Source organism: Chryseobacterium nakagawai (assembly GCF_900637665.1).
GTDB classification, from domain to species: Bacteria; Bacteroidota; Bacteroidia; order Flavobacteriales; family Weeksellaceae; genus Chryseobacterium; species Chryseobacterium nakagawai.
In genome coordinates this window covers 2063543-2084120 of record NZ_LR134386.1, presented here as the reverse complement: position 1 = coordinate 2084120, position 20578 = coordinate 2063543, and the positions used below count along the sequence as shown (strand labels likewise).

The window sequence follows — 20578 nt, the reverse complement described above, 5'->3', positions numbered from 1 at the left end:
ACATGCTAGAATTACTCATTGCTATATATGCCGGAATCTGCTGGCTTCTCATTAAAAAGTTAAAATTAATTCCCTGGACATTTACCACTCAGGTTGTGGTATACTCTCTTCCCATTTTTGGATCTATCGCTTTAATATTAAGCCTCAACTACTACTGTCCCATTACTTCTGATGTGAAAGTCGGGAACAGAAGTGTTGATATTACCACTCAGGTGCTGGGAAAGGTAAAAAAGGTATACGTAAAAACCAATCAGGAAATAAAGAAAGGGGATACTTTATTTGTATTAGACAGAGAGCCTTATGTACAGGAAATTAAATCGCTGGAAGCGAAACTCAGCAATATGAAAGCTACCGTGAGCTCTTACAATACAGATATTTCTGCTTCCCAAAAAAATATTGCAGGATTACAATCACAGTTGGATTTAGCTAATAAGAGAGTGAATCAATATAAGGAACTCGTGGATGCAGGCGCTGCTAACAGATTTGATCTGGAACAGGCAATAACCAATGTAAATGATCTTCAGTCGCGAATCAGTGCAGCTCAAGCACAACAACAATCTTTGGAAACAAAATCTAATGCTTCTTACAATGGAGAAAACTCTTCAGTATCTGAGATTCAGGCAAAACTGGATCAGGCAAAATGGAATCTGTCTCAAACTGTTGTTTTAGCTCCTACAGATGGAACCATCCCGAATGTCCAGCTTAATGAAGGAGCAATTATGGCTCCCTTTAAATCTGCTTTTGTTTTGATCCAGAAACAACAATCTGTTATCGGATTCTTTGCACAGAATGAACTTGAAACGGTAAAAAACGGTGATGAAGTAGAGCTGGCTCTTAAAACGGAACCGGGAAAGGTGGTTAAAGCCAAACTAGAATACGTTATTGATGCTACCAGCCAGGGAATTATGAATAATGCCGGAGGAATGCTGGGTGGAAATGGCTCTACTGCAAGTCTTCCTGATACTGCCAGACAACTGCCGGAAACAGACGGAAAACTGATTGCCAAATTTATACTGGAAGACCATCAAAAAAAATTGACTGTGGGCGCCAGAGGAACTGCGGTGATCTATTCGGATCATATCAAACCTTTACATCTTATCCGAAAAGTAATGGTACGAATCAACAGTAAAATCAACTTCCTGATCCTTAAACTTCACTAATATGTATAAAAGATTAATGATACTGGGAATGCTTTCTTTGGGACTTAGTTCATGCATTGGCTACAAAGAACCTACCAAAGAAAATATTGCCCAGTTGAAGAAAAATAGTGAAATAGCGTCTCCTATTACGATTCCGGATGACTGGATTTTTAACCGAAATGCCAACATAAGATCACTTTCTTATGACTGGATTACAGATCTTAAGACTCCTCAGCTGGAAACTCTTATCAATGAAGGAATGCAATATAATGCTGACATCATCATTGCTAAAGAAAAGCTCAATCAGATTGAGCTGGCAATGGAAATTGCGGGAAGTAATCTTTATCCAAGTGTGAGTGCTGTAGCTAATAACTCTAATAATCTGGTGAGCGAAAGTCAGATCCGCCGTCTTGCATTGAAGGTCAATTGGGAAATTGATTTATGGGGTAAAAATAAATCTGCGCAAATGGCCAGTACGAGTGATTATTTCTCTGCCAAGCATCAGAATACACTCTTACACCAGTCAATTGCTGCCATGATTGCCAAAGCATATTATCTTAATATTGCAGGGAATATTCAGGAGAATAAGATTGAAGGTTATATTCAGAAAACCAAAGAACTTGAAAAGCTGTATACTATTCAGAAGAAAGTAGGAACAGCCAATGCGTTGGATCTATCTAATATTGCTGCCGAAATTATTTCTTTGGAAGGATATCTTGAAAAAATCAGAAATGCCAATACACAATCCAGAAGATCTCTTGAGCTTTTAACCGGAAAATATCCTGAAGGAAAACTGGAAACACAGAATTTTTTCACTCCTGTACAGAACAACATTCCTTCGTCCTTTCCATTAGAGCTTTTGGAAAACAGATCTGATATTCAGGCTTATCATTTTCAGATAGAAAAATCTTTTTACGAAGTACAGCAGGCTAAGGCAGCAAGGCTTCCTTCTCTTAATATAAATACTTCTTTAGGAACTGCGGGAAGTAATGTAGAAGCGATCAACTCTTTATTCTCGAACCCATTATTAAGAGTGGGTGGTGGATTGGTCTCTCCTATTTTCAATAATGGAAAGCTTAAAAAGAATGTAGAAATAAAAACTTCTCAGCAAAAACAGGTTGTTGAAGAGTATTCAAAAGCAGTTCTAAATGCGTTAAATGAAGTGGAATCATCATTAGCCAATCTGAACTCTATTGAAAAACAAAGTGATTTCAGCCGAAAAGCCATCAATGAGCTGAACACTAATATAAAGCTTACCCAAAAGCAAATTAAGGTAGGAACCAATAACAGTTTTATCCTGATCCGGAAACAACGGGATCTTCTTAAAAATGAAATGAACCTCATCAATCTTGAGCTTCAGGACAAAATGGAACGCATCAACCTTTATATGGCTCTGGGTACCAAGAACTTCATATTTTCATAATTTTATACTCAATAAAGACTGCTGAAATATCATCAACAGTCTTTATTCATTGTATTCCCTTAGCTTTAATGGGGGAGTTTATCTCTGAAATACCCATACACCCAGGTTCCGGCAACAGCACTTAAAAGAGTAACAGATACTGCCAAGGCTCCTGTTCCGATCTGGGCAAAAAGCGGTCCTGGGCAAGCTCCGGTAATCGCCCAGCCAAAACCAAAGATCAATCCTCCATAAATCTGACCTTTATTGAATTTTTTAGGGGTTAATGTAATGGGTTCTCCGTACATTGTCTTGATATTGAATTTCTTAATCAGCCACACTGAAAGCATTCCCACTAAAACAGCACTTCCAATAATTCCATACATATGAAATGATTGCAGGCGGAACATTTCCTGAATTCTGAACCAACTGATGACTTCAGCCTTCACGAAAATAATTCCAAATATAATTCCTGCTGCCAAATATTTTAAGTGGTGATGCCAAGAATATTTTAATGTACTTTCATTGATACAAAGAGTATCCTGATGAGTCATATTTTGCTCTTGTTCTTTTATCATTGATTTGATTCTTAAAAATTAAACTTACAGGGATAGGATTATTGGTAAAATAAGATTGGCCATTAAAAATCCTCCAATCATAAAGCAAATAGTCGCTACCAAAGAGGGCCATTGTAGATTGGAAAGTCCCATAATAGCATGACCACTGGTACATCCACCGGCATATCGGGTTCCAAACCCCACTAGAAATCCTCCTATTACCATCATGATGAATCCTCTTAGGGTCAAAAGACTTTCAAAGTTCATTAACTGAGACGGGACAAGATTGGTATAATCTGTAATTCCGTAGTGTGTCAATTCAGTTTTCAGACCGGGATTAACACTCATTTCAGATGGATTCATTAAGAAATTAGCTGCAATCATTCCTCCGAAGAATATTCCTAGTACAAAAAACAGGTTCCAGGCTTCTTTTTTCCAGTCATATTTAAAAAAGTTGACGTTAGCCGGTATACAGGCTGCACAAATATGCCTTAATGAGGAACTGATCCCAAAGGATTTATTACCCATTATCAGTAAGGCAGGAACGGTAAGCCCAATTAACGGGCCTGCAATATACCATGGCCACGGCTCTTTTATAATCTCCAACATATCTATTGTATTATTTTATTTTAAAACTTTAGTTTGACACAAAAAATCACTTTTGGAAACTCCAGTAGCAGCAATCGCTTTAAAACCCCCTTCAATTTCTGTAAAGTTTCTATATCCTCTAGCCTGAAGGATACTGGCTGCCATCATGCTTCTATATCCTCCGGCACAATGCAGATATAAATGTTCCTCTGGCCGAACCTCATTAATCCATTCATTAATATACATCAAAGGTTTGCTGTAAGCTTCATTCACATGTTCGGCTGCATATTCACTTTCTTTCCTTACATCAATAATTTTTACTTCTTTGCCTTCAATTTCTTTTTCAAACTCTTCAGCAGAAATACGGTTCACAGTATCAGTTTCTTTTCCATGATTCTTCCATTCTTCAAAGCCTCCTTGTAAAAAGCCCAGAACATGATCAAATCCCACCCTGCTTAATCTGGTTACGGCTTCTTCTTCATCTCCTGGTTTTGTTACTAACAGAATAGGTTGATTTACATCTGCAATCAATGCTCCTACCCATGGAGCAAAATCACCATCTAATCCTATATTGACAGATTTTGGGATAAATCCTTTAGAAAATTCACCATTGTTTCTCACATCCAGTATCAAAGCCCCGGAAGCTTCTGCTAATTCTTCAAACTTTTGAGTGGGAAGAGCTTTTAGCCCTTTCGACAAAACTTCATCAAAGTTATGGGATCCTTTTTTATTCATCATAACATTCATTCCAAAATAAGCTGGTGGCGGGAAGAGACCATCTGTTACTGCTCGAATGAAGCTTTTTCGAGTGTTCTGATTAAGCGCATAGTTTGTCATCTTTTGGTTCCCTAACGTATCAATCGTTTCCTTTTGCATATTTTTACCACATGCTGAACCAGCCCCATGAGCCGGATATACCGTAATATCATCATTTAAAGGTAAAATTTTATTGTATAAGCTATCATACAACAGCCCTGCAAGGTCTTCCTGGGTCATATCTGCAGCTTTCTGAGCGAGATCCGGGCGACCTACATCTCCCAGAAACAAAGTATCACCACTGAAAAGCGCCTGCTCCTTCCCTTCTTCATCAATCAATAGATAGCAAGAGCTCTCCAAGGTATGCCCTGGAGTATGAATCACTTTGATCTTAACATCTCCAACTTCAAATATCTGATTGTCTTCGGCAATAATAGCCTCAAATTCGGGATTTGCAGTAGGCCCGTAGACAATTGGAGCATTTGTTTTATTGCTTAAATCAATATGTCCACTAACGAAATCAGCGTGAAAATGGGTTTCAAAAATATATTTTAACTGTACCTCATCTTTTTCTAATCTTTCTGCATAAGGCTGGGTTTCGCGTAAAGGATCGATAATGACCGCTTCTCCGGCTGAAGTAATATAATAGGCTCCTTGGGCCAAACATCCTGTATATATTTGTTCTATTTTCATCTTATTTATTTTAGATTTTGTTTTCTGATACAAATTTCCTGGTTTCTGTTCTCCTCTACAGCTACTTTTGTTACATAAGAAAGGATTAAAGAAATATTTCCCTGGTGATTATATAAACACCCATTACCAGAATAAACCATCCGAAAGCAGGTTTTAATTTTTTTCCATCAACCTTTTTTGAAATTTGTGAGCCAATGATAATTCCAACAATAGCAATACCTGCGATGGAAATAAGGAAATCCCACTCTATTTTTGCATTATTCATAGATGAGAAAAATCCTATCAAAGAATTTAGAGAAATAATAACCAATGAGGTTCCTATTGCTGTTTTCACGGGAACTTTCAGTAGATTCACCAATGCCGGAATAATCATAAATCCTCCTCCTGCACCTAGCAATCCGGTTAAAATACCGACTAACATTCCTTCGCTGGCAACCAGCAAAACTTTATTTTTATTCAATTCATTATCATCTATTTCTCCGGAAGCCTGATTCTTAATCATTTTATAAGAAGCCAGAATCATCAAAACGGCAAAAATTAACAGTAAAAAAATGTTTTTGGTTACTCTCCAATCTTTTATACTGAGAAGTTCTTCCGGAATTAGAGGCAGCAGATAAATTCTGGTTAAAAAGATGGAAATAACAGAAGGGATTCCAAATATCAAAGCTACTTTAAAATCGACCAATCCTTTTTTAAAATAAGTTATTGATCCCACTGCACTACTCACTCCCACAATAAAAAGAGAGTATTCTGTAGCCAGCAAAGCATCAATTCCAAAAAGATATACTAGTACAGGAACGGTCAGAATACTTCCACCTCCACCAATTAACCCTAAAGAGACACCGATTAAAACGGATGCTGCGTACCCTATAATTTCCATTTGCTTCAATATTCTGATGCAAAAATGGAGTTGTTTGAGGAGAACTACAGTTACTTTTGTTACATAACAGAATTTTGAATACGGATACCATTAATATTTATCTGTTTGTTCTAAACAGATAAGTTTATTTTTATAGCACTTTTATGCTTTTTGTAGTTATACAAGAAGGGTAATTTTGTTTCTTCCCAGCTTTAGTCTTCCGTCCTCTTCAAGTTGTTTCAGAAGTCTTGATACTACTACTCTGGCGGTTCCCAATTCGTTGGCAAGCTGTTCATGAGTGATTGCAATCACATCAGAACCGGTAAGCTCAGATTTTTTCCGGAGGAGATTCAGCATTCTTTCATCTACTTTCTTGAAAGCAATAGCATTGATAATACCAAGTAATTCTTCGAAACGTTTATGATAAAGCCTGAAAATATAATCCAGCCATTCCGGATGTTCTTTAATAAATAAAGAAACTTTATCTACAGGAAGGAAAAGAACTTCAGCATCTTCTTCTATCTCTGCTTTTACAATACTTTTTTCGTTATGCATCCCGCCCAGAAAAGACATAATACAACTTTCTCCTGCTTTAATATAATATAGCAAAATCTCACGTCCATCTTCTTCCGTTCGGATCACCTTCAACATGCCTTTCATCACAATAGGAATAGAACGTATGGATGCGTTCTCATCTAAAATAACATCTCCTTCATGATAATTTTTGGTTATTCCGTATTGATATAACTTTTCAACAAGGTCTGGTGAAGAGGAGAATTCAGTAGAAAGTATTGTATCTTGCATGCTGTTACATTGAATAGGGCTAATTTACGCCAATTTCATCAACAAACAGCCACGCTTTTGAATCAGCCCCAGGATTTCCGGCTGGAATAATGCCTGCATTTTCAATAATCACTTTCAGGTATCTCGCCTGTTGTTTTCCGAAATTCAATTGTATCTTTCCTTTGGAATTTTGAATTTCCTCCTTTCCTATTTCTTTGATGATTTTAAAATCTTTATTGTTATCAGAAACAAAAATTTTAGCAGACTTTGCAAGATGAATCCAGCTTCCTTTGTTTTCCAGTGTATTAAAATAGATTTCTGAAAAATCGGTTTTCTGCCCGAAATCAATGGTGGCTACTACATCTTTCCCCTGGAAACCCAGCCATGTTTTACCCAATTGTTTTACATTTCCGATAATTCCGTCTAACAGAGTAAAAGCTCCACCGAATGAGTAATTTTCACTAGGCTGCTGCTCAAGGGTAATTGATTTACCTGTTGATTTTGACACCGTAAATGGTTGTGAAGAAACAGCACTTTTCAATTGTCCGTCTTCAAAATAAGCAGATTTAACAGTCAAAGAGTTGGGTATGGAAACAGGACCTTCATAGACTTTAGAATGTATTGTTGGAATACTTCCGTCCAATGTATATCTGATACCGTTTGGATTTTGTGAAGTAGAAAGTTCGTAGGCAATTCCGTTGTTTGATGGAATTACTTTTCCTGAAATATTATAAATACTTTTAGCATAATTAATATTCATATTGTCCAGAATTTTGAAATGGCTGATGACCCTGTTTTCAAAGTTTTTATAATTTTTAGGGTCTGAAGTTCCCCAGCCCACTTCAGAAAGCGCCATCAATCTAGGAAAGATCATGTACTGCACCTGTTTGAAATCCAGAATATATTCTGCCCACAAATTAGCCTGAACCCCTAAAATGTATTGAGCCTGTTCAGCATTTAATTCAGCAGGAATCGGATTATATGAATACACTTTATCCAATGGTGTAAATCCACCGAATGCATTAGGTTCAGACTGCGGATCTCCTTGATAATGGTCAAAATAACAGTATGCTCCCGGTGTCATCACAGCAAAATGTTTTGATTTTGCAGCTTCAATTCCTCCATGTACACCTGTCCAGCTCATTACCGCGGCATTAGGAGCCAATCCACCTTCCAGAATTTCATCCCAACCTATAATTTTTCGCCCTTTACTGTTGATGTATTTTTCAATTCTCTGAATGAAATAACTTTGCAATCCATGTTCATCCTTTAAATTATTCTTTTTGATCAATTCCTGGCAATGGGCACATTCTTTCCATCTTGTTTTAGGACATTCATCTCCTCCGATATGAATATACTGAGATGGAAACAACTTAATAACCTCATCTAACACGTTTTCGAGAAACTTAAATGTTTCGTCTTTAGGGCAGAAAACATCATCAAAAACGCCCCATTTTGTAGCAGCTTCAAAAGGTCCTTTGGTACAGGCCAATTCCGGATATGCTGATAAGGCAGCTAAAGCATGACCAGGCATTTCAATTTCCGGAACTACTGTTATATGTCTTTCCTGAGCGTATTTCACCACATCTTTGATCTGTTCCTGAGTATAAAAATAGGGACCATAAGGCTTTCCATCAAATGTATTATCCACATAAGCTCCAATCATTGATTCTTTACGTTTGGAACCAACCTGTGTAAGTTTTGGGTATTTTTTGATTTCAATTCTCCATCCTTGGTCATCGGTTAAATGCCAGTGAAAAGTATTCAGCTTATACATTGCCAGATAGTCAATGTATTGTTTTACCTCATCTACTGTAAAGAAGTGACGGCAGACATCAAGATGCATTCCACGCCATGCAAATTTTGGTTGATCCTCTATTTTCATAGCAGGAATTTTTCCTACTTCTTTATATTGTTCAATGATTTGAATGATAGTCTGAAGTGCCAGGAAATAGCCTTGATCTGTATAGGCCTTAATGGCAAAACCTCTGGGTGAAACTTCAATGGCATATTTTTCTTTTTCCTGCTCAGGAGTTAAAGGAGCCAGCGATGGCGGAAACAATCCCCTTACCAAATTAGCTCCATCTTTTTTCCCATAATCAAAAGTGAAAAGCTTTCCAAAGTGTTTTTTGAAGTATTCCGTTTCCGGTTTTGGAGTATTGTCTTCAAATTTAAAAGTTTTAGGAATGATGAATTCTCCTTTTAAAAATTCAACTTTCTGAGGGTAAGGAATAACATTCAATTTATTTTGAGCAAATAGCAGGTTTGAAATCAACACAAAAAATACTAAAAAGGTTCGTACCATTGGATGGGGTTAAAGTTTTAGCTAATATACTTATTTTTCAAAACTTTCAAATGGTTCACATTCTATATTTTAGCCCTAAAAAACGGGATTTAACTGCCTGAAAAATGATAAAAACTAACCTAAAAAACCTATTGTCCCCGTAAATAACTCAATTAATACACAATAATTATTTAACTTTCTATAAATTTAAAAATCAAATATTTACATTAATAAAAACCTCTTTTTTTTAATCAAAAAAAATTATGGTTTATTTTTTGATAAGCTTACGTCACTTAAAAGATTAAACATCTAAATTTGTAAAAAAATACAATGAGAAAAAGCATTTTTATAGCAGCTGGATTATTCCTTTCAATTTCTACACAGGCACAACTTCTTGATATTCTAAAATCAACAGTTAAAGACAAAACAGGAATTGATCTCAATAATCCACAGGCTCCCAAAGTTTCCACAACCGCTACAACGACAAATACGAACACCACTACCACGACTCAAACTTCAACTTCAACTTCAACTAAAACATCTCCTCTTAATGTTGGAAATCTTACTTCAACACAGATTTCTTCCGGATTAAAAGAAGCTTTAAGTATTGGAGTCACAGATGGAGTAAAGAAACTGGCATTAACAGACGGTTTTCTGAAAAATGAGGCAGTAAAAATCTTAATGCCTGAAAAATTAAGAAAGGTGGATGCAACGCTGCGTTCTGTAGGTCTAGGCAGTTTGGCGGATGAAGGGGTAAAGTTATTAAACAGAGCAGCTGAAGATGCTGTAACAGAAGCGGCACCTATTTTTACGAATGCCATTACTTCTATGACGATTACAGATGCTAAAAATATTTTGTTAGGAAGTAATAATGCGGCAACAAGTTACTTACAAGGCAAAACCCAATCTCAGTTATTTACCGCTTTCCAACCGAAAGTAAAAGCTTCTTTAGGAAAAGTGGGTGCTGATGCAGTTTGGAAGAATTTGATTTCAAAATATAACACCTTTACAGGACAAGCTGTAACCACTGATCTTAACGAATATGTGACCACAGAAACCATCAATGGAGTATTCAAAATGGTTGCGGATAAGGAAAGCGGAATCAGAAATACACCAGCTATGAGAACTACAAGCATTTTGCAGAAGGTTTTCGGAGCGCAGGATGCTAACAGATAGACAGAAGGTAACTCTAAATACTAAAAAGGTTGTTTCACAAAGGAAACAACCTTTTTTATGCTTTAATTTCTTTTGTTTTGAAACAAAAATTCAAGACTTGGATTTCTACGCTAAAAATAAATTCTGTTCTCTAAAAATTTTCTTAATGTTCACAGAAATTATTTTTTTAACGCTCCGAACTCCTGTGTCAGTTAAAAAACAAGCTTATGTGAAACCTATGTGGTTTAATTCTTTCACCACATAGTCAGATAGAATAAGGTTATTCGTGCGTTCGTGACGATTAAAAATCTGCGTAATCTCCAAAATCTGCGAGATAAAAATGTAGTTTTAAGAGATTCTTCATTCCGCATTGCTTCATTCAGAATGACAGAAAAATTCCTGATTCAAATTCTCTTTTATTTCTGGAATATTATGGAAATTGAAATAAAAAACCTTGCGGTGGGCAAGGTTTGTATTGTATTTAGAATTGCATTTCAGGAATTTCACCTTCAATGATAAGGTCTGCTTCTGTTGCTTTGATAATATCTTCTACTGAAACGCCCGGTGCTCTCTCCAGCAGTTTGAACCCTTTTGGAGTCACTTCCAATACGGCTAATTCAGTCACTACTTTTTTCACACAGTTTACACCGGTCAAAGGAAGTGTACATTTTTTAAGGATCTTACTTTCTCCAGCTTTATTTACGTGCATCATGGCAACGATAATATTTTCAGCAGAAGCTACTAAATCCATTGCTCCTCCCATTCCTTTTACCATTTTTCCCGGAATCTTCCAGTTGGCAATATCTCCGTTCTCTGAAACTTCCATCGCTCCAAGGATGGTAAGATCTACTTTCTGACCACGGATCATCCCAAAACTAAAGGCTGAATCAAAGAATGAACCTCCTTCTAAAATAGTAATGGTTTGTTTTCCGGCATTGATGATATCTGCATCTTCTTCTCCTTCAAAAGGGAAAGGTCCCATTCCAAGTACTCCATTTTCACTCTGGAATTCTACGGAAATACCCTCCGGAACATAGTTGGCAACCAAAGTCGGAATTCCGATTCCCAGGTTTACATAATAACGATCTCTCAGTTCTTTTGAAATTCTTTTGGCAATTTGTTCTTTTGTAAGCATAATTAAAACTTAGACTGCAATTTAATTATTTTCAACCGAATACAAAAGGGATTTCTCTGCCTTACCGCATTCTCAGTATTAGAGAAAATAGGGTTAAAAGCCAAAGGCTATAAACTGTAAGCTACTCCTCCTCCAAATAGTTCACTCTATTTTTCTCAATACAGATGTATTTATTCATGATAATATTCTTCTTAAAAATCTTCCTCTAGATCAGATTATTATCCCGAATTAACATTTAAAATTAACATCGTTAGTAAAAATAATATCATTAATTTTGTATCCTTATTTAATAGAATGAAAATACTTTTAAGATACCTCAAACCTTATCAATGGCTGATTATTATTTCTTTGCTATTGGCCACCATTAATCAGGTTTTCTCTTTATTTGCTCCAGCAATTACAGGGAATATTCTGGACCAACTGGTCACGCATCCTAATTTTTTTGATAAGGAAAAACTTTTACCCAGAAATATAGATCAATATCTTTACGGGACTTCGGTATATCATGGAGCTTTCTACTTCTTAGGTTTACTTATCGGAACTGCTATGATAAGTAGAATTGCAAAAGCTTTTCAGGATTATGTAGTGAGTGTTATTACTCAAAAATTTGGAGCTAAGATCTTTACAGATGGTTTAAAACATTCAATGGCATTACCTTATCAGGAGTTTGAAGACCAGAGAAGTGGTGAAACCTTATCTATTTTAACTAAAGTAAGAGAGGATACGGTCAAGTTTATTACCAATTTTATTAATATTTTCTTTGGGATTCTGGTAAGTATTATTTTCGTTTCGGTATATGCTATTCGTCTGCACTGGTCGATTATGCCGGTATATATTTGTGGAATCTTTCTGATTGCTTTCATTACTAATTTACTGAGTAAGAGAATAAAAGGTATTCAGAAGAATATTGTTTCGGAAACAACAGCATTAGCCGGAAGTACTACAGAAAGCCTTAGAAATATAGAAATTGTTAAGAGTTTAGGGTTAACGAATCAGGAAGTTATCCGTTTGAATAACAATACATATAAGATTTTAGGACTTGAGCTGAGAAAGGTAAAAAGCATCCGTTCTTTGAGTTTTATTCAGGGAACGATGGTTAATTTCCTTCAACAGATGATTACTCTAACGCTTTTGTATTTGATCTTTAGAAATATTGTGACTCCGGGGCAATACCTTTCGCTGATGTTTTATGGGTTCTTTATTTTTGGTCCTATGCAAGAGATCGGAAACATCATTATCTCTTACAGGGAAGCCGAGGCTTCTCTTCAAAATTTCGATCGTTTAATGAAAAAAGATGTGGAAGAAAAACCGCTTCATCCTAAGCAAATTGGAGCTATTGAAGAACTGGAATTCAAGCATGTCTCTTTCAAACATCAGTCGGCTCAATATAAAGCGCTGAATAATATTTCTTTTGATGTTAAAAATGGAGAAACCATTGCTTTTGTAGGGCCAAGCGGATCAGGAAAAAGTACATTGGTAAAACTACTAGTTGGTCTTTACAGACCTCAGGAAGGGAATATCTTTTACAATGGTATTAATGGAAAAGAATTTGATTTTGATGAACTGAGAAACCAGATTGGTTTTGTAACACAGGATACACAGTTATTTGCAGGAACCATTAAAGAGAATCTTCTCTTTGTGAAACCTAACGCTACAGAACAGGAACTTGCTATTGCTTTACAGAAATCTAGCTGTACTGCATTATTGGAAAGGGCCGAAAAAGGAATAGAAACTGTTATTGGTGAAGGTGGATTGAAACTGAGTGGTGGTGAAAAACAGAGAATTGCTATTGCAAGAGCCCTTTTAAGAAAACCTCATTTATTGATTTTCGATGAAGCTACTTCCGCTTTAGACAGTATAACTGAGGAAGAAATTACTTCTACCATAAAAGATATTTCAGAGGAAAGAGAACAAATTACGGTTCTGATTGCCCACCGATTAAGTACCATCATGCATGCAGACAAAATCTATGTATTGGAACGTGGACAAATTGTAGAAACCGGTTCTCACGATCATCTGATTGCTGAAAAAGGACTTTATTATGCGATGTGGAGACAGCAGATTGGAGAAAGGAAAACAACTGTTCCACAACCTTAGAAATAAATGAGTAAAGATGGTGATAAAGTCGCTGATTAAGCTGTATTATATTTTGCCACGAATGCACGAATAAAAAAGAATTCGTGCACTCGTTGCGTTTAAAAATCTGCGGGATCTGTGAGATCTGCGAGAAACTTTTATCTTGAGATTCTTCATTCTACATCGCTTCATTCAGAATGACAGAGAACAAAATTATGTCTTATTAGTCATTAAAATTGTGAGAATAAGCTTAAACCTGCTTTATTTTAAGGAAGCAAAAGAGAAGCGACAAGTCGTCTATGAAGCTGGATGTATATTCACACGTTTAAAAATAGAGATTCTTCATTCCGTGTTTGAACTACGTTCGCAGACCTTCAGCCTATATTCAGAATGACAGCACAACAAAAAGACACTAAAAAAAGTTAAGTTTATTCAATAAAAGAAAGCGCTGAAAATACATTCAGCGCTTTCTTTTATTGTCAATCGTATCTCTTCAGAAACTATTCTTTAGTTCTAACAGTTCTTTGCTCAATTCTTTTTTCAAATTTTTCACCCTGAAAAATTCTCTGAATCATAATTCCCGGAATATGAATCTCGTTTGGATCTAATTCTCCCGGTTCTACTAATTCTTCTACCTCAGCAATGGTAATTTTTCCAGCACCAGCCATTGGATGATTGAAGTTTCTGGCAGATCCTTTGAAAATAAGGTTTCCTGCGTAATCTCCTTTCCATGCTTTTACAATAGAGAAATCTGCATCAAAAGCATGTTCTAAAATATGTGGTTTTCCTTTGAATTCTTTTACTTCTTTTCCTTCCGCTACTTCAGTTCCATAACCTGCAGGGGTATAGAAAGCAGGAATTCCGGCCTGTGCTGCTCTGCATTTTTCTGCTAAAGTTCCCTGTGGAGTAAGTTCAACCTCCAGTTCTCCTGAAAGCATTTGTCTTTCAAATTCAGCATTTTCCCCAACATAAGAAGAGATCATTTTCTTGATTTGTCTTTTATGAAGCAATAATCCCAGCCCAAAGTCATCTACCCCGGCATTGTTTGAAATGCAGGTCAAATCTTTCACATCACTTTCCACCAAAGCATTTATTGAATTTTCAGGGATCCCGCAAAGTCCAAATCCGCCTAGCATCAGCGTCATTCCATCTTTAATTCCTTCGATGGCTTCCTTTGCATTTTTTACTCTTTTATCTATCATGAAATATTAGATTTTTCTGTTGGCTAAATTTAATAAAAAATATCGTATCTGCGATGATTGGAAAAAGATCCTAATCCCTATCCCATCCTGACTCTTTATTTTTCTATTAAAAATATAATTATCAAAACTTTACAGCTAAAAGTGAACAAATCGGTTCATTTTTTTTATATATCTCGTAAAATTGATTTATATTTGGGGTTTAAATTCAAAAAAACATCACACTTTTAATCTTCGGATATAAACACAATATTAGTATAAAAATTATTTCTGACAGCGTAGCCGCTGTCTCTCCAATGCTTTTACCTGTTACTTTCTTCGTATTGGTACACAAAAGCAAATCATCACAAACTTAAAATCAGAACTTAATATAAAACATGAAAAAACTATTTACGTCAGCGTTGCTTGCATTAGTCCTCAGCATCAACGTATATGCGCAAGAAAAAACTTATTTCGACGAGAACTGGGAAAAGACAACTCAGGAAAAAATGGAGTATTACCGTGAAACGTCTCCTAAAGGAAAACTTACTCTAATTAAAGACTTTTATAAAAACGGAACGCTTCAAATGGAAGGTCTTGCTTCCGATACTACTCCAAGCAACGAAGTTTTTGATGGTAAAGTAACCTGGTACACTCCCGAAGGAAAAGTAATGAGTATGGTGAACTATTCTAAAGGGAAACAAGTTGGAGTTTCTCAGAATTATGATGCTAAAGGGAAATTAATTGAAGACCTTGTTTATAAGGCTGATGGTACTTTTTCAGGAAAAGCTTTCAGTTATAAAGATCCAGAAAACGAAATTTATTACAATACCTTTACTGTATATGAGAACTCTACTCCTACTCAAACCACTATTTATGATGAGGACATTAAAGGGATCAGAACTGAAAGCATTATAGGTAAAAACGGTACCTACGAAAATAAATACTACGGTGAAAAAGGTAAGTATATTGGTAGTGGCAGCTCTGAATCTAACAGCGAAAGTACTCAAGTAGACTATTACTATAATCCAATGAGGGTTTCTAAAATCGAAAAGTATAAAAGTGACGGCAGCATCAAAGAAGGGATTCTCTATTCTAAAAACGGAAAAGTTCTACAGGAACAGAAAAGAGGTAAAAAAGATGGTTCTAAAACAACCTATGATGAATCCGGAAAGAAAATAGCCGATCTTACTTATCAATATGAAAAAGAGAATGATACCTACAAACCTATGGATGGTGAAGATTATCAGTTTAGCTATGATTACAGCCACATCTCAACAATAGATGTTTATAAAGGTGGTGATCAGATTCTTAATAAGGAGTTTAGTGAAGAAGGAAAACTTTTAACGGAAAAAACATTAAAAGACGGATCTACTCAGGAGATTAAATATTATACTCCGGATGGAAAACTAAGATCCACATTAACTTATAAGGATGATATGCCTTACAATGGTACTTCCTATGAAGGAATTACCGAAATGCAGTACAAGGATGGAGTTCTTATAAATACAAGAAATTACACGGAAGAGAATAAGCTGAAATTTGAGAAGAAATTAAATGCTAAGCAAACCGCTTACGATGCTACAGTATATGATAATAAGGGTACTGTTTTGTACACTTATAACCAACCTCTAAAAGATGATGAATACGACTACAGTTTTACTGCTCAAATTGTACAATATGTAAAGGGCAAACCAGCGAATAAATCTTCTGTAAAAGGAGGAATTCTTCAAAGCGGAAAAATCAGAATAAAAGAATATTATGGAGCAAAGGAGCTTGAACGTAACGGAAAATGGGTCTTATTAAAGATTTATGATTCAGAAGGTAAACTTGTTCAAGACTCTAAAATATTGGCTGATACCGGTGATAGTTTCTCTAGTGAGAGCCAGATTCTCATTCAGGAAGATCAATTGAACACTAATGTTGATTAATATTAAGATCATTTGATATTTGATAATATAAAAGCAGTTTCATTTTTGGAACTGCTTTTTTTAGGTTTAAAATTCTCATGTTTTTAAAACGCAAAGTTTTATGATAAAAGCTTTATATTTTTAAGGGAGCGAAGAGGAATCAATTAGCATTGATTTGATGAAGCAAGCGCTTTATTTATTATGATTTTGTCTCTCGCAGATTGAGATGATTTTGCAGATGATTATGAAAAATCTGCGTGATCTGTATGATTTGCAAGAAAACAAACAGGCTGTCAGAAATGACAGCCTGTTACTTATGGTTACTTTATTCTGTTATTGGATAATCAATTTTAAAGTAAATAATTTTCTTGCGTGAACTTTTACAAAATACACTCCTTTTGGAAGGTTTTCATTCACTAAAGAGAAGCGCTGATTATGAATATTCTTTGATTCATACAGTAATTCTCCTGCTGCTGATACCAACTCAATTTTATCAATGGGATAATCACTTTTGATGAAGGTTGGCTCACCCGGTTTTGTAGGGTTTGGATACAGGATTACATTTTTCTCTGTACTTTTTGCCTCCTCTACTCCTAAAGATCCTGAACTTACCTGAAACTGTACCCTGTTTGAAACTTCCGTATAAGAATCGTTGGTAAACATCACCATATAATAATTACCTGGTGTGGTTGGTACGCCGTTTACATTTCCTGTAACTGTTTTATTACCTTGTGTTACTCCATCAAAGTAAGTATAAGAAACAAAGTTATCATCTGGTGTCTGGATATTCTGAGGATAAATTCCTAGCCAGTCTTTAATAATTCCCGGAGAATCCGTCCAGGAAGCTGTGATGTTTTCGCCTAATGAATACACAGGTTTGTTCGTCCATAACTCGGTAACAATATCCCCTACTTTAAAGAATACTTTTTCTCCAATTCCGTTATATCCATCTTCCAATAGATATTGGGCATAATAATATCCTTTTGGAAGGCCTGTAAAATTTAAGGTTCCGGATGCAGTAGTTACATAACTCCATTTTATTGAGGTTGTCGTTCCCGGAGTCTGTCCCATTTTATAAATTCCGACCCAGTCTTTTTGTAAACTTGGGGCATTTGTAAAATTGATTGTTACTGTTCCCCCTACCGGATACGTATCTGCTGTAGTCTGTAATTGTACCTTGGGACCTACATAAAAGCTTTTTCTTGATGTAATATCTGTGTAACCGTTATTTGCAAAAAAACCGGCAAAATATTGGCCTTTATTAGGTAAACCATTATTGAAAGTAGCTGTTCCTGCTGTTTGTCCGTTGGTATACACATAGGTCTGTGAAGTTGTAGAACCACCTGGTGTCTGGCCTTTTTTGTAGATCCCCACCCAATCCTGCTGATTTCCAGGACCACCAGTGAAAGTAGCGACAATAGGTTCATTTTGGGAATATTCCGTTTTATCTAAAGTGAATGTAGGGTTTGAAACCACACTTCCTGTAATTTCAAACTGTTTCACCTCGCTCCAGTCGCTCCACTCCAGATTTCTGTCCCTGTAACGGGTTTTCACATAATAAATTCCGTTCGGAATTGAATTCGCAGCTAAACTTACTTTTGTAATATCTACCCCTTCATTTAAATTCTTGGCTTTATCCGGATTTCCGTTTCCATCTTTTCCGAACCAGTTTTCAAAATCACGATAGAATTCCTTTTCAATTACAGAAAAATCTGCTGCTTTACTAATTAAGAACTGGGTGGTATTCAAAAGTTCTCCATTTGATGATGAAAAGGCACTTCCATTCAAGGTTAAAGGCAATGTAATTGGCCCTGAGAAAGTATTTGTAACAGAAGGTTTTGCTGGCTTTGGCTGATTTTTATACCTGTGGAATGAATCTACCAGTACATTATTTTTCTTGGTATATTTTCCACCAATAGAATAACATTCTACATCTACTTTCCCTGTTGGAATATCTACCTCAACGATCTGATAAGTCCAGTCCGTCAGCGTTTTCTGAACATCATCAAAATCCTGTTCATTAGACATTCCCCAATACTGATCCCAGGCTGTTCCTCCGGAAATAATCTGGTAATTCGGCGTGTTTTTCAACTGTCCTCTGTGGTATAAATGATGATGTGCTCCAACGTGCATCAGGTATTTATCAGATGTTACCAAAAGCGGAACGGCATTATTTCTTACCCATGTGGAAATATCACCTACATACTGCTCTGCCTGATAAGGTCTGTGGCTTAACGAGATGATCCAGTCTACTGTAGAATCATTGTTTGCTTCATTTAAAATCTGTTGCAGCCAAGTCTGCTGAGCAGATCCGGTGTGTTCAGAACTTAAACTGATAAACAATACATTTCCTGCCTGCTGAGCATAATAATTTTCGTTTCCTGAAGTAATCCCTTTATACTTGATCTCATCAATATAAAAATGGGCATAATAAGAATTCATTCCGAGAGTTCCATAGGTTTCGTGGTTTCCTACAGTGGTCTGGATAGGCAGGTATGGTGATAATTTAATATTCTTTTTGAAGTGAACATTCTCATAATGATCCAGTGTTCCCACATCCACCTGGTCTCCTACCATAAAAGTAAGAGCAATATTATCCGATGGATCAGAACCCGCTCCGAATTTCTCTTTTAATTTTTTAAAAGCATTCAAAGTAAGACTGTCGTATCTAGGTTCTGCTTTGATCTGGTTATCTCCCATAATTAGGAAGCGGATCTTTCCATTGGCTGTTACCGGCTGTCCCGGTAAAGGAAGAGTTCTGAAATTGTAAACTGCAGATTCATTAACTCCGGTTTTTATCTTATAATAATACTTAGTATTAGGCTGTAAATTGGTAATTTTTGCCGTGTGATAATAATAATTATTGTTATATCCTGTATCTGAAAAAATGTTGGTAGTACCGGTTACCGTTACATTCAGATTGGTTGGGGAATCCCCGTAGATCACGGTTGTTTCGTTATCGGAAGCGGTCTTCCAATTAACGATCATGGAATTCGGTGTCGGGTTTTGCAGATATGGGAACAAAACCTGTCCGAATGCCATTTGGGCCGCGAAACAAAAAAAGAAGAAATAATGTTTCATAATCGCTTAATTTTAAAATGACATATAGAGTTTTAATTTGTAAATCAATAATTTAAAAAAATCATCACTCTGATTTTTATTTCGGGCAAAAGTAGAGGTCCCATATAAACTCTGCCTGATGGAATCTTAAAGAATCTGTTAATTTTTTAATGAAACCGGAATGAAAAAATTATAGTTTTTAGTACATTAAATATTTGGTGTATTCGAAAACTATTTTGTACATTTGCAACCTGTTATTCAACCTCTGACGATAAGCGTGTAAGTTGCTTAGCTTTAACATTTTATTTTATTAATAATGGATTTATTAAAGTACGTACAAGACAAGTACATTGCGAAAAAAGAATTCCCTGAATTCAAAGCAGGTGATACAATTACTGTGTATTACGAAATTAAAGAAGGACAAAAAACTAGAACTCAGTTCTTCAAAGGGACAGTTATCCAATTAAGAGGTACTGGTTCTACAAAAACTTTTACCATCAGAAAAATGTCTGGTGATGTAGGTGTAGAAAGAGTATTCCCTATCAACTTACCTGCACTTCAAAAAATTGAGGTTGACAGAAGAGGTAGAGTTAGAAGAGCTAGAATCTACTACTTCAGAGATCTTAGAGGTAAAAAAGCGAGAATTAAAGACGCTGCTTACAAGAAGAAATAATTCAGACAACAATAAATACAAAAAGAGGCTGTTTACACGTAAACAGCTTCTTTTTTTATGAGTAATTGGTAATAAATGATGATATTATTTCTGTGTAGAATTTTTTATCTCTTTATACTTTTGCCTTGAAACAAAAGTATACAAAAGTTCAAGACTGGAATTATCCGCTAAAAGTGTAAACGTACTCCTAAAATTTCCAAACTCGCATGGATCATTTTGTGCTGCTTCGATTCAAAATTGGCCCCCAATGCTCAGACAATGGAAATTTTTTAACGGATTACATTCAAATTTTCTTAACGCTCCTAATTCCTAGGTCGATGGAGAGCTCCCCCT

General features: G+C 35.9%; 15 protein-coding genes. 6 read left to right on the top strand and 9 right to left on the bottom strand.

The window, feature by feature from the left end:
* Window positions 1-2: 2 nt before the first annotated feature.
* Both EL260_RS09445 and EL260_RS09440 read left to right on the top strand, forming a co-directional pair.
* Entirely contained in the window at window positions 3-1160 is a 1158-nt protein-coding gene (locus EL260_RS09445) for an HlyD family secretion protein (protein WP_123859986.1), read from the top strand.
* A 1-nt stretch (window position 1161) separates the two neighbouring features.
* Window positions 1162-2562: a TolC family protein gene (locus EL260_RS09440; protein WP_123859984.1), complete on the top strand. Its 1401-nt coding sequence runs from the start codon at window positions 1162-1164 to the stop codon at window positions 2560-2562.
* A gap of 65 nt (window positions 2563-2627) precedes the next feature.
* Here EL260_RS09440 and EL260_RS09435 read toward each other — a convergent pair whose 3' ends face one another.
* The 6 genes from EL260_RS09435 to EL260_RS09410 form a co-directional block, all read right to left on the bottom strand.
* On the bottom strand, window positions 2628-3116 hold the full coding sequence (locus EL260_RS09435) for a DUF6691 family protein (protein WP_123859982.1): 489 nt from the start codon (window positions 3114-3116) through the stop codon (window positions 2628-2630).
* 24 nt (window positions 3117-3140) lie between these two features.
* Complete coding sequence (locus tag EL260_RS09430) at window positions 3141-3704, bottom strand: YeeE/YedE family protein (protein ID WP_123859980.1); 564 nt, start codon at window positions 3702-3704, stop codon at window positions 3141-3143.
* A gap of 15 nt (window positions 3705-3719) precedes the next feature.
* Window positions 3720-5132, bottom strand: a complete 1413-nt coding sequence (locus tag EL260_RS09425) for an MBL fold metallo-hydrolase (protein ID WP_123859978.1) — start codon at window positions 5130-5132, stop codon at window positions 3720-3722.
* Window positions 5133-5217: 85 nt separating this feature from the next.
* A complete protein-coding gene (locus EL260_RS09420; protein ID WP_123859976.1) occupies window positions 5218-6012 on the bottom strand; it encodes a sulfite exporter TauE/SafE family protein in 795 nt (264 codons plus the stop codon).
* 156 nt (window positions 6013-6168) lie between these two features.
* Complete coding sequence (locus EL260_RS09415; protein ID WP_123859974.1) at window positions 6169-6795, bottom strand: Crp/Fnr family transcriptional regulator; 627 nt, start codon at window positions 6793-6795, stop codon at window positions 6169-6171.
* 19 nt (window positions 6796-6814) lie between these two features.
* On the bottom strand, window positions 6815-9079 hold the full coding sequence (locus tag EL260_RS09410) for a family 20 glycosylhydrolase (protein ID WP_123859972.1): 2265 nt from the start codon (window positions 9077-9079) through the stop codon (window positions 6815-6817).
* Between the two features lie 309 nt (window positions 9080-9388).
* On the opposite strand from EL260_RS09410, the gene EL260_RS09405 reads away from it, so the two are divergent.
* Window positions 9389-10234, top strand: coding sequence for a DUF4197 domain-containing protein (locus tag EL260_RS09405; RefSeq protein ID WP_185145902.1), 846 nt, complete (start codon window positions 9389-9391; stop codon window positions 10232-10234).
* 460 nt (window positions 10235-10694) lie between these two features.
* On the opposite strand, the gene EL260_RS09400 is transcribed toward EL260_RS09405, so the two are convergent.
* Window positions 10695-11348: a CoA transferase subunit B gene (locus EL260_RS09400; protein ID WP_045494942.1), complete on the bottom strand. Its 654-nt coding sequence runs from the start codon at window positions 11346-11348 to the stop codon at window positions 10695-10697.
* 294 nt (window positions 11349-11642) lie between these two features.
* Between EL260_RS09400 and EL260_RS09395 the strand changes: the two genes are divergently transcribed.
* Window positions 11643-13445: an ABC transporter ATP-binding protein gene (locus tag EL260_RS09395; RefSeq protein ID WP_123859970.1), complete on the top strand. Its 1803-nt coding sequence runs from the start codon at window positions 11643-11645 to the stop codon at window positions 13443-13445.
* A 479-nt stretch (window positions 13446-13924) separates the two neighbouring features.
* Here the strand turns inward: EL260_RS09395 and EL260_RS09390 are convergent, their stop codons facing one another.
* Complete coding sequence (locus EL260_RS09390; RefSeq protein WP_123859968.1) at window positions 13925-14626, bottom strand: CoA transferase subunit A; 702 nt, start codon at window positions 14624-14626, stop codon at window positions 13925-13927.
* A gap of 374 nt (window positions 14627-15000) precedes the next feature.
* Between EL260_RS09390 and EL260_RS09385 the strand changes: the two genes are divergently transcribed.
* Window positions 15001-16533, top strand: coding sequence for a toxin-antitoxin system YwqK family antitoxin (locus EL260_RS09385; RefSeq protein ID WP_123859966.1), 1533 nt, complete (start codon window positions 15001-15003; stop codon window positions 16531-16533).
* A 312-nt stretch (window positions 16534-16845) separates the two neighbouring features.
* Here the strand turns inward: EL260_RS09385 and EL260_RS09380 are convergent, their stop codons facing one another.
* Window positions 16846-19593, bottom strand: a complete 2748-nt coding sequence (locus tag EL260_RS09380; protein ID WP_123859965.1) for a fibronectin type III domain-containing protein — start codon at window positions 19591-19593, stop codon at window positions 16846-16848.
* 295 nt (window positions 19594-19888) lie between these two features.
* Here EL260_RS09380 and rplS point away from each other — a divergent pair, with 295 nt between their 5' ends.
* On the top strand, window positions 19889-20245 hold the full coding sequence (gene rplS, locus EL260_RS09375; protein ID WP_068942389.1) for a 50S ribosomal protein L19: 357 nt from the start codon (window positions 19889-19891) through the stop codon (window positions 20243-20245).
* Window positions 20246-20578: the final 333 nt, after the last annotated feature.

Bases quoted from the DNA above. Each gene is read 5' to 3' on its own strand.
- EL260_RS09385 (WP_123859966.1), top strand. From the start codon at position 15,001: ATGAAAAAACTATTTACGTCAGCGTTGCTTGCATTAGTCCTCAGCATC.
- EL260_RS09430 (WP_123859980.1), bottom strand. From the start codon at position 3,704: ATGTTGGAGATTATAAAAGAGCCGTGGCCATGGTATATTGCAGGCCCG.
- EL260_RS09410 (WP_123859972.1), bottom strand. From the start codon at position 9,079: ATGGTACGAACCTTTTTAGTATTTTTTGTGTTGATTTCAAACCTGCTA.
- EL260_RS09390 (WP_123859968.1), bottom strand. From the start codon at position 14,626: ATGATAGATAAAAGAGTAAAAAATGCAAAGGAAGCCATCGAAGGAATT.
- EL260_RS09395 (WP_123859970.1), top strand. From the start codon at position 11,643: ATGAAAATACTTTTAAGATACCTCAAACCTTATCAATGGCTGATTATT.
- EL260_RS09445 (WP_123859986.1), top strand. From the start codon at position 3: ATGCTAGAATTACTCATTGCTATATATGCCGGAATCTGCTGGCTTCTC.
- EL260_RS09435 (WP_123859982.1), bottom strand. From the start codon at position 3,116: ATGATAAAAGAACAAGAGCAAAATATGACTCATCAGGATACTCTTTGT.
- EL260_RS09380 (WP_123859965.1), bottom strand. From the start codon at position 19,593: ATGAAACATTATTTCTTCTTTTTTTGTTTCGCGGCCCAAATGGCATTC.
- EL260_RS09420 (WP_123859976.1), bottom strand. From the start codon at position 6,012: ATGGAAATTATAGGGTACGCAGCATCCGTTTTAATCGGTGTCTCTTTA.
- EL260_RS09415 (WP_123859974.1), bottom strand. From the start codon at position 6,795: ATGCAAGATACAATACTTTCTACTGAATTCTCCTCTTCACCAGACCTT.
- rplS (WP_068942389.1), top strand. From the start codon at position 19,889: ATGGATTTATTAAAGTACGTACAAGACAAGTACATTGCGAAAAAAGAA.
- EL260_RS09400 (WP_045494942.1), bottom strand. From the start codon at position 11,348: ATGCTTACAAAAGAACAAATTGCCAAAAGAATTTCAAAAGAACTGAGA.
- EL260_RS09425 (WP_123859978.1), bottom strand. From the start codon at position 5,132: ATGAAAATAGAACAAATATATACAGGATGTTTGGCCCAAGGAGCCTAT.
- EL260_RS09405 (WP_185145902.1), top strand. From the start codon at position 9,389: ATGAGAAAAAGCATTTTTATAGCAGCTGGATTATTCCTTTCAATTTCT.
- EL260_RS09440 (WP_123859984.1), top strand. From the start codon at position 1,162: ATGTATAAAAGATTAATGATACTGGGAATGCTTTCTTTGGGACTTAGT.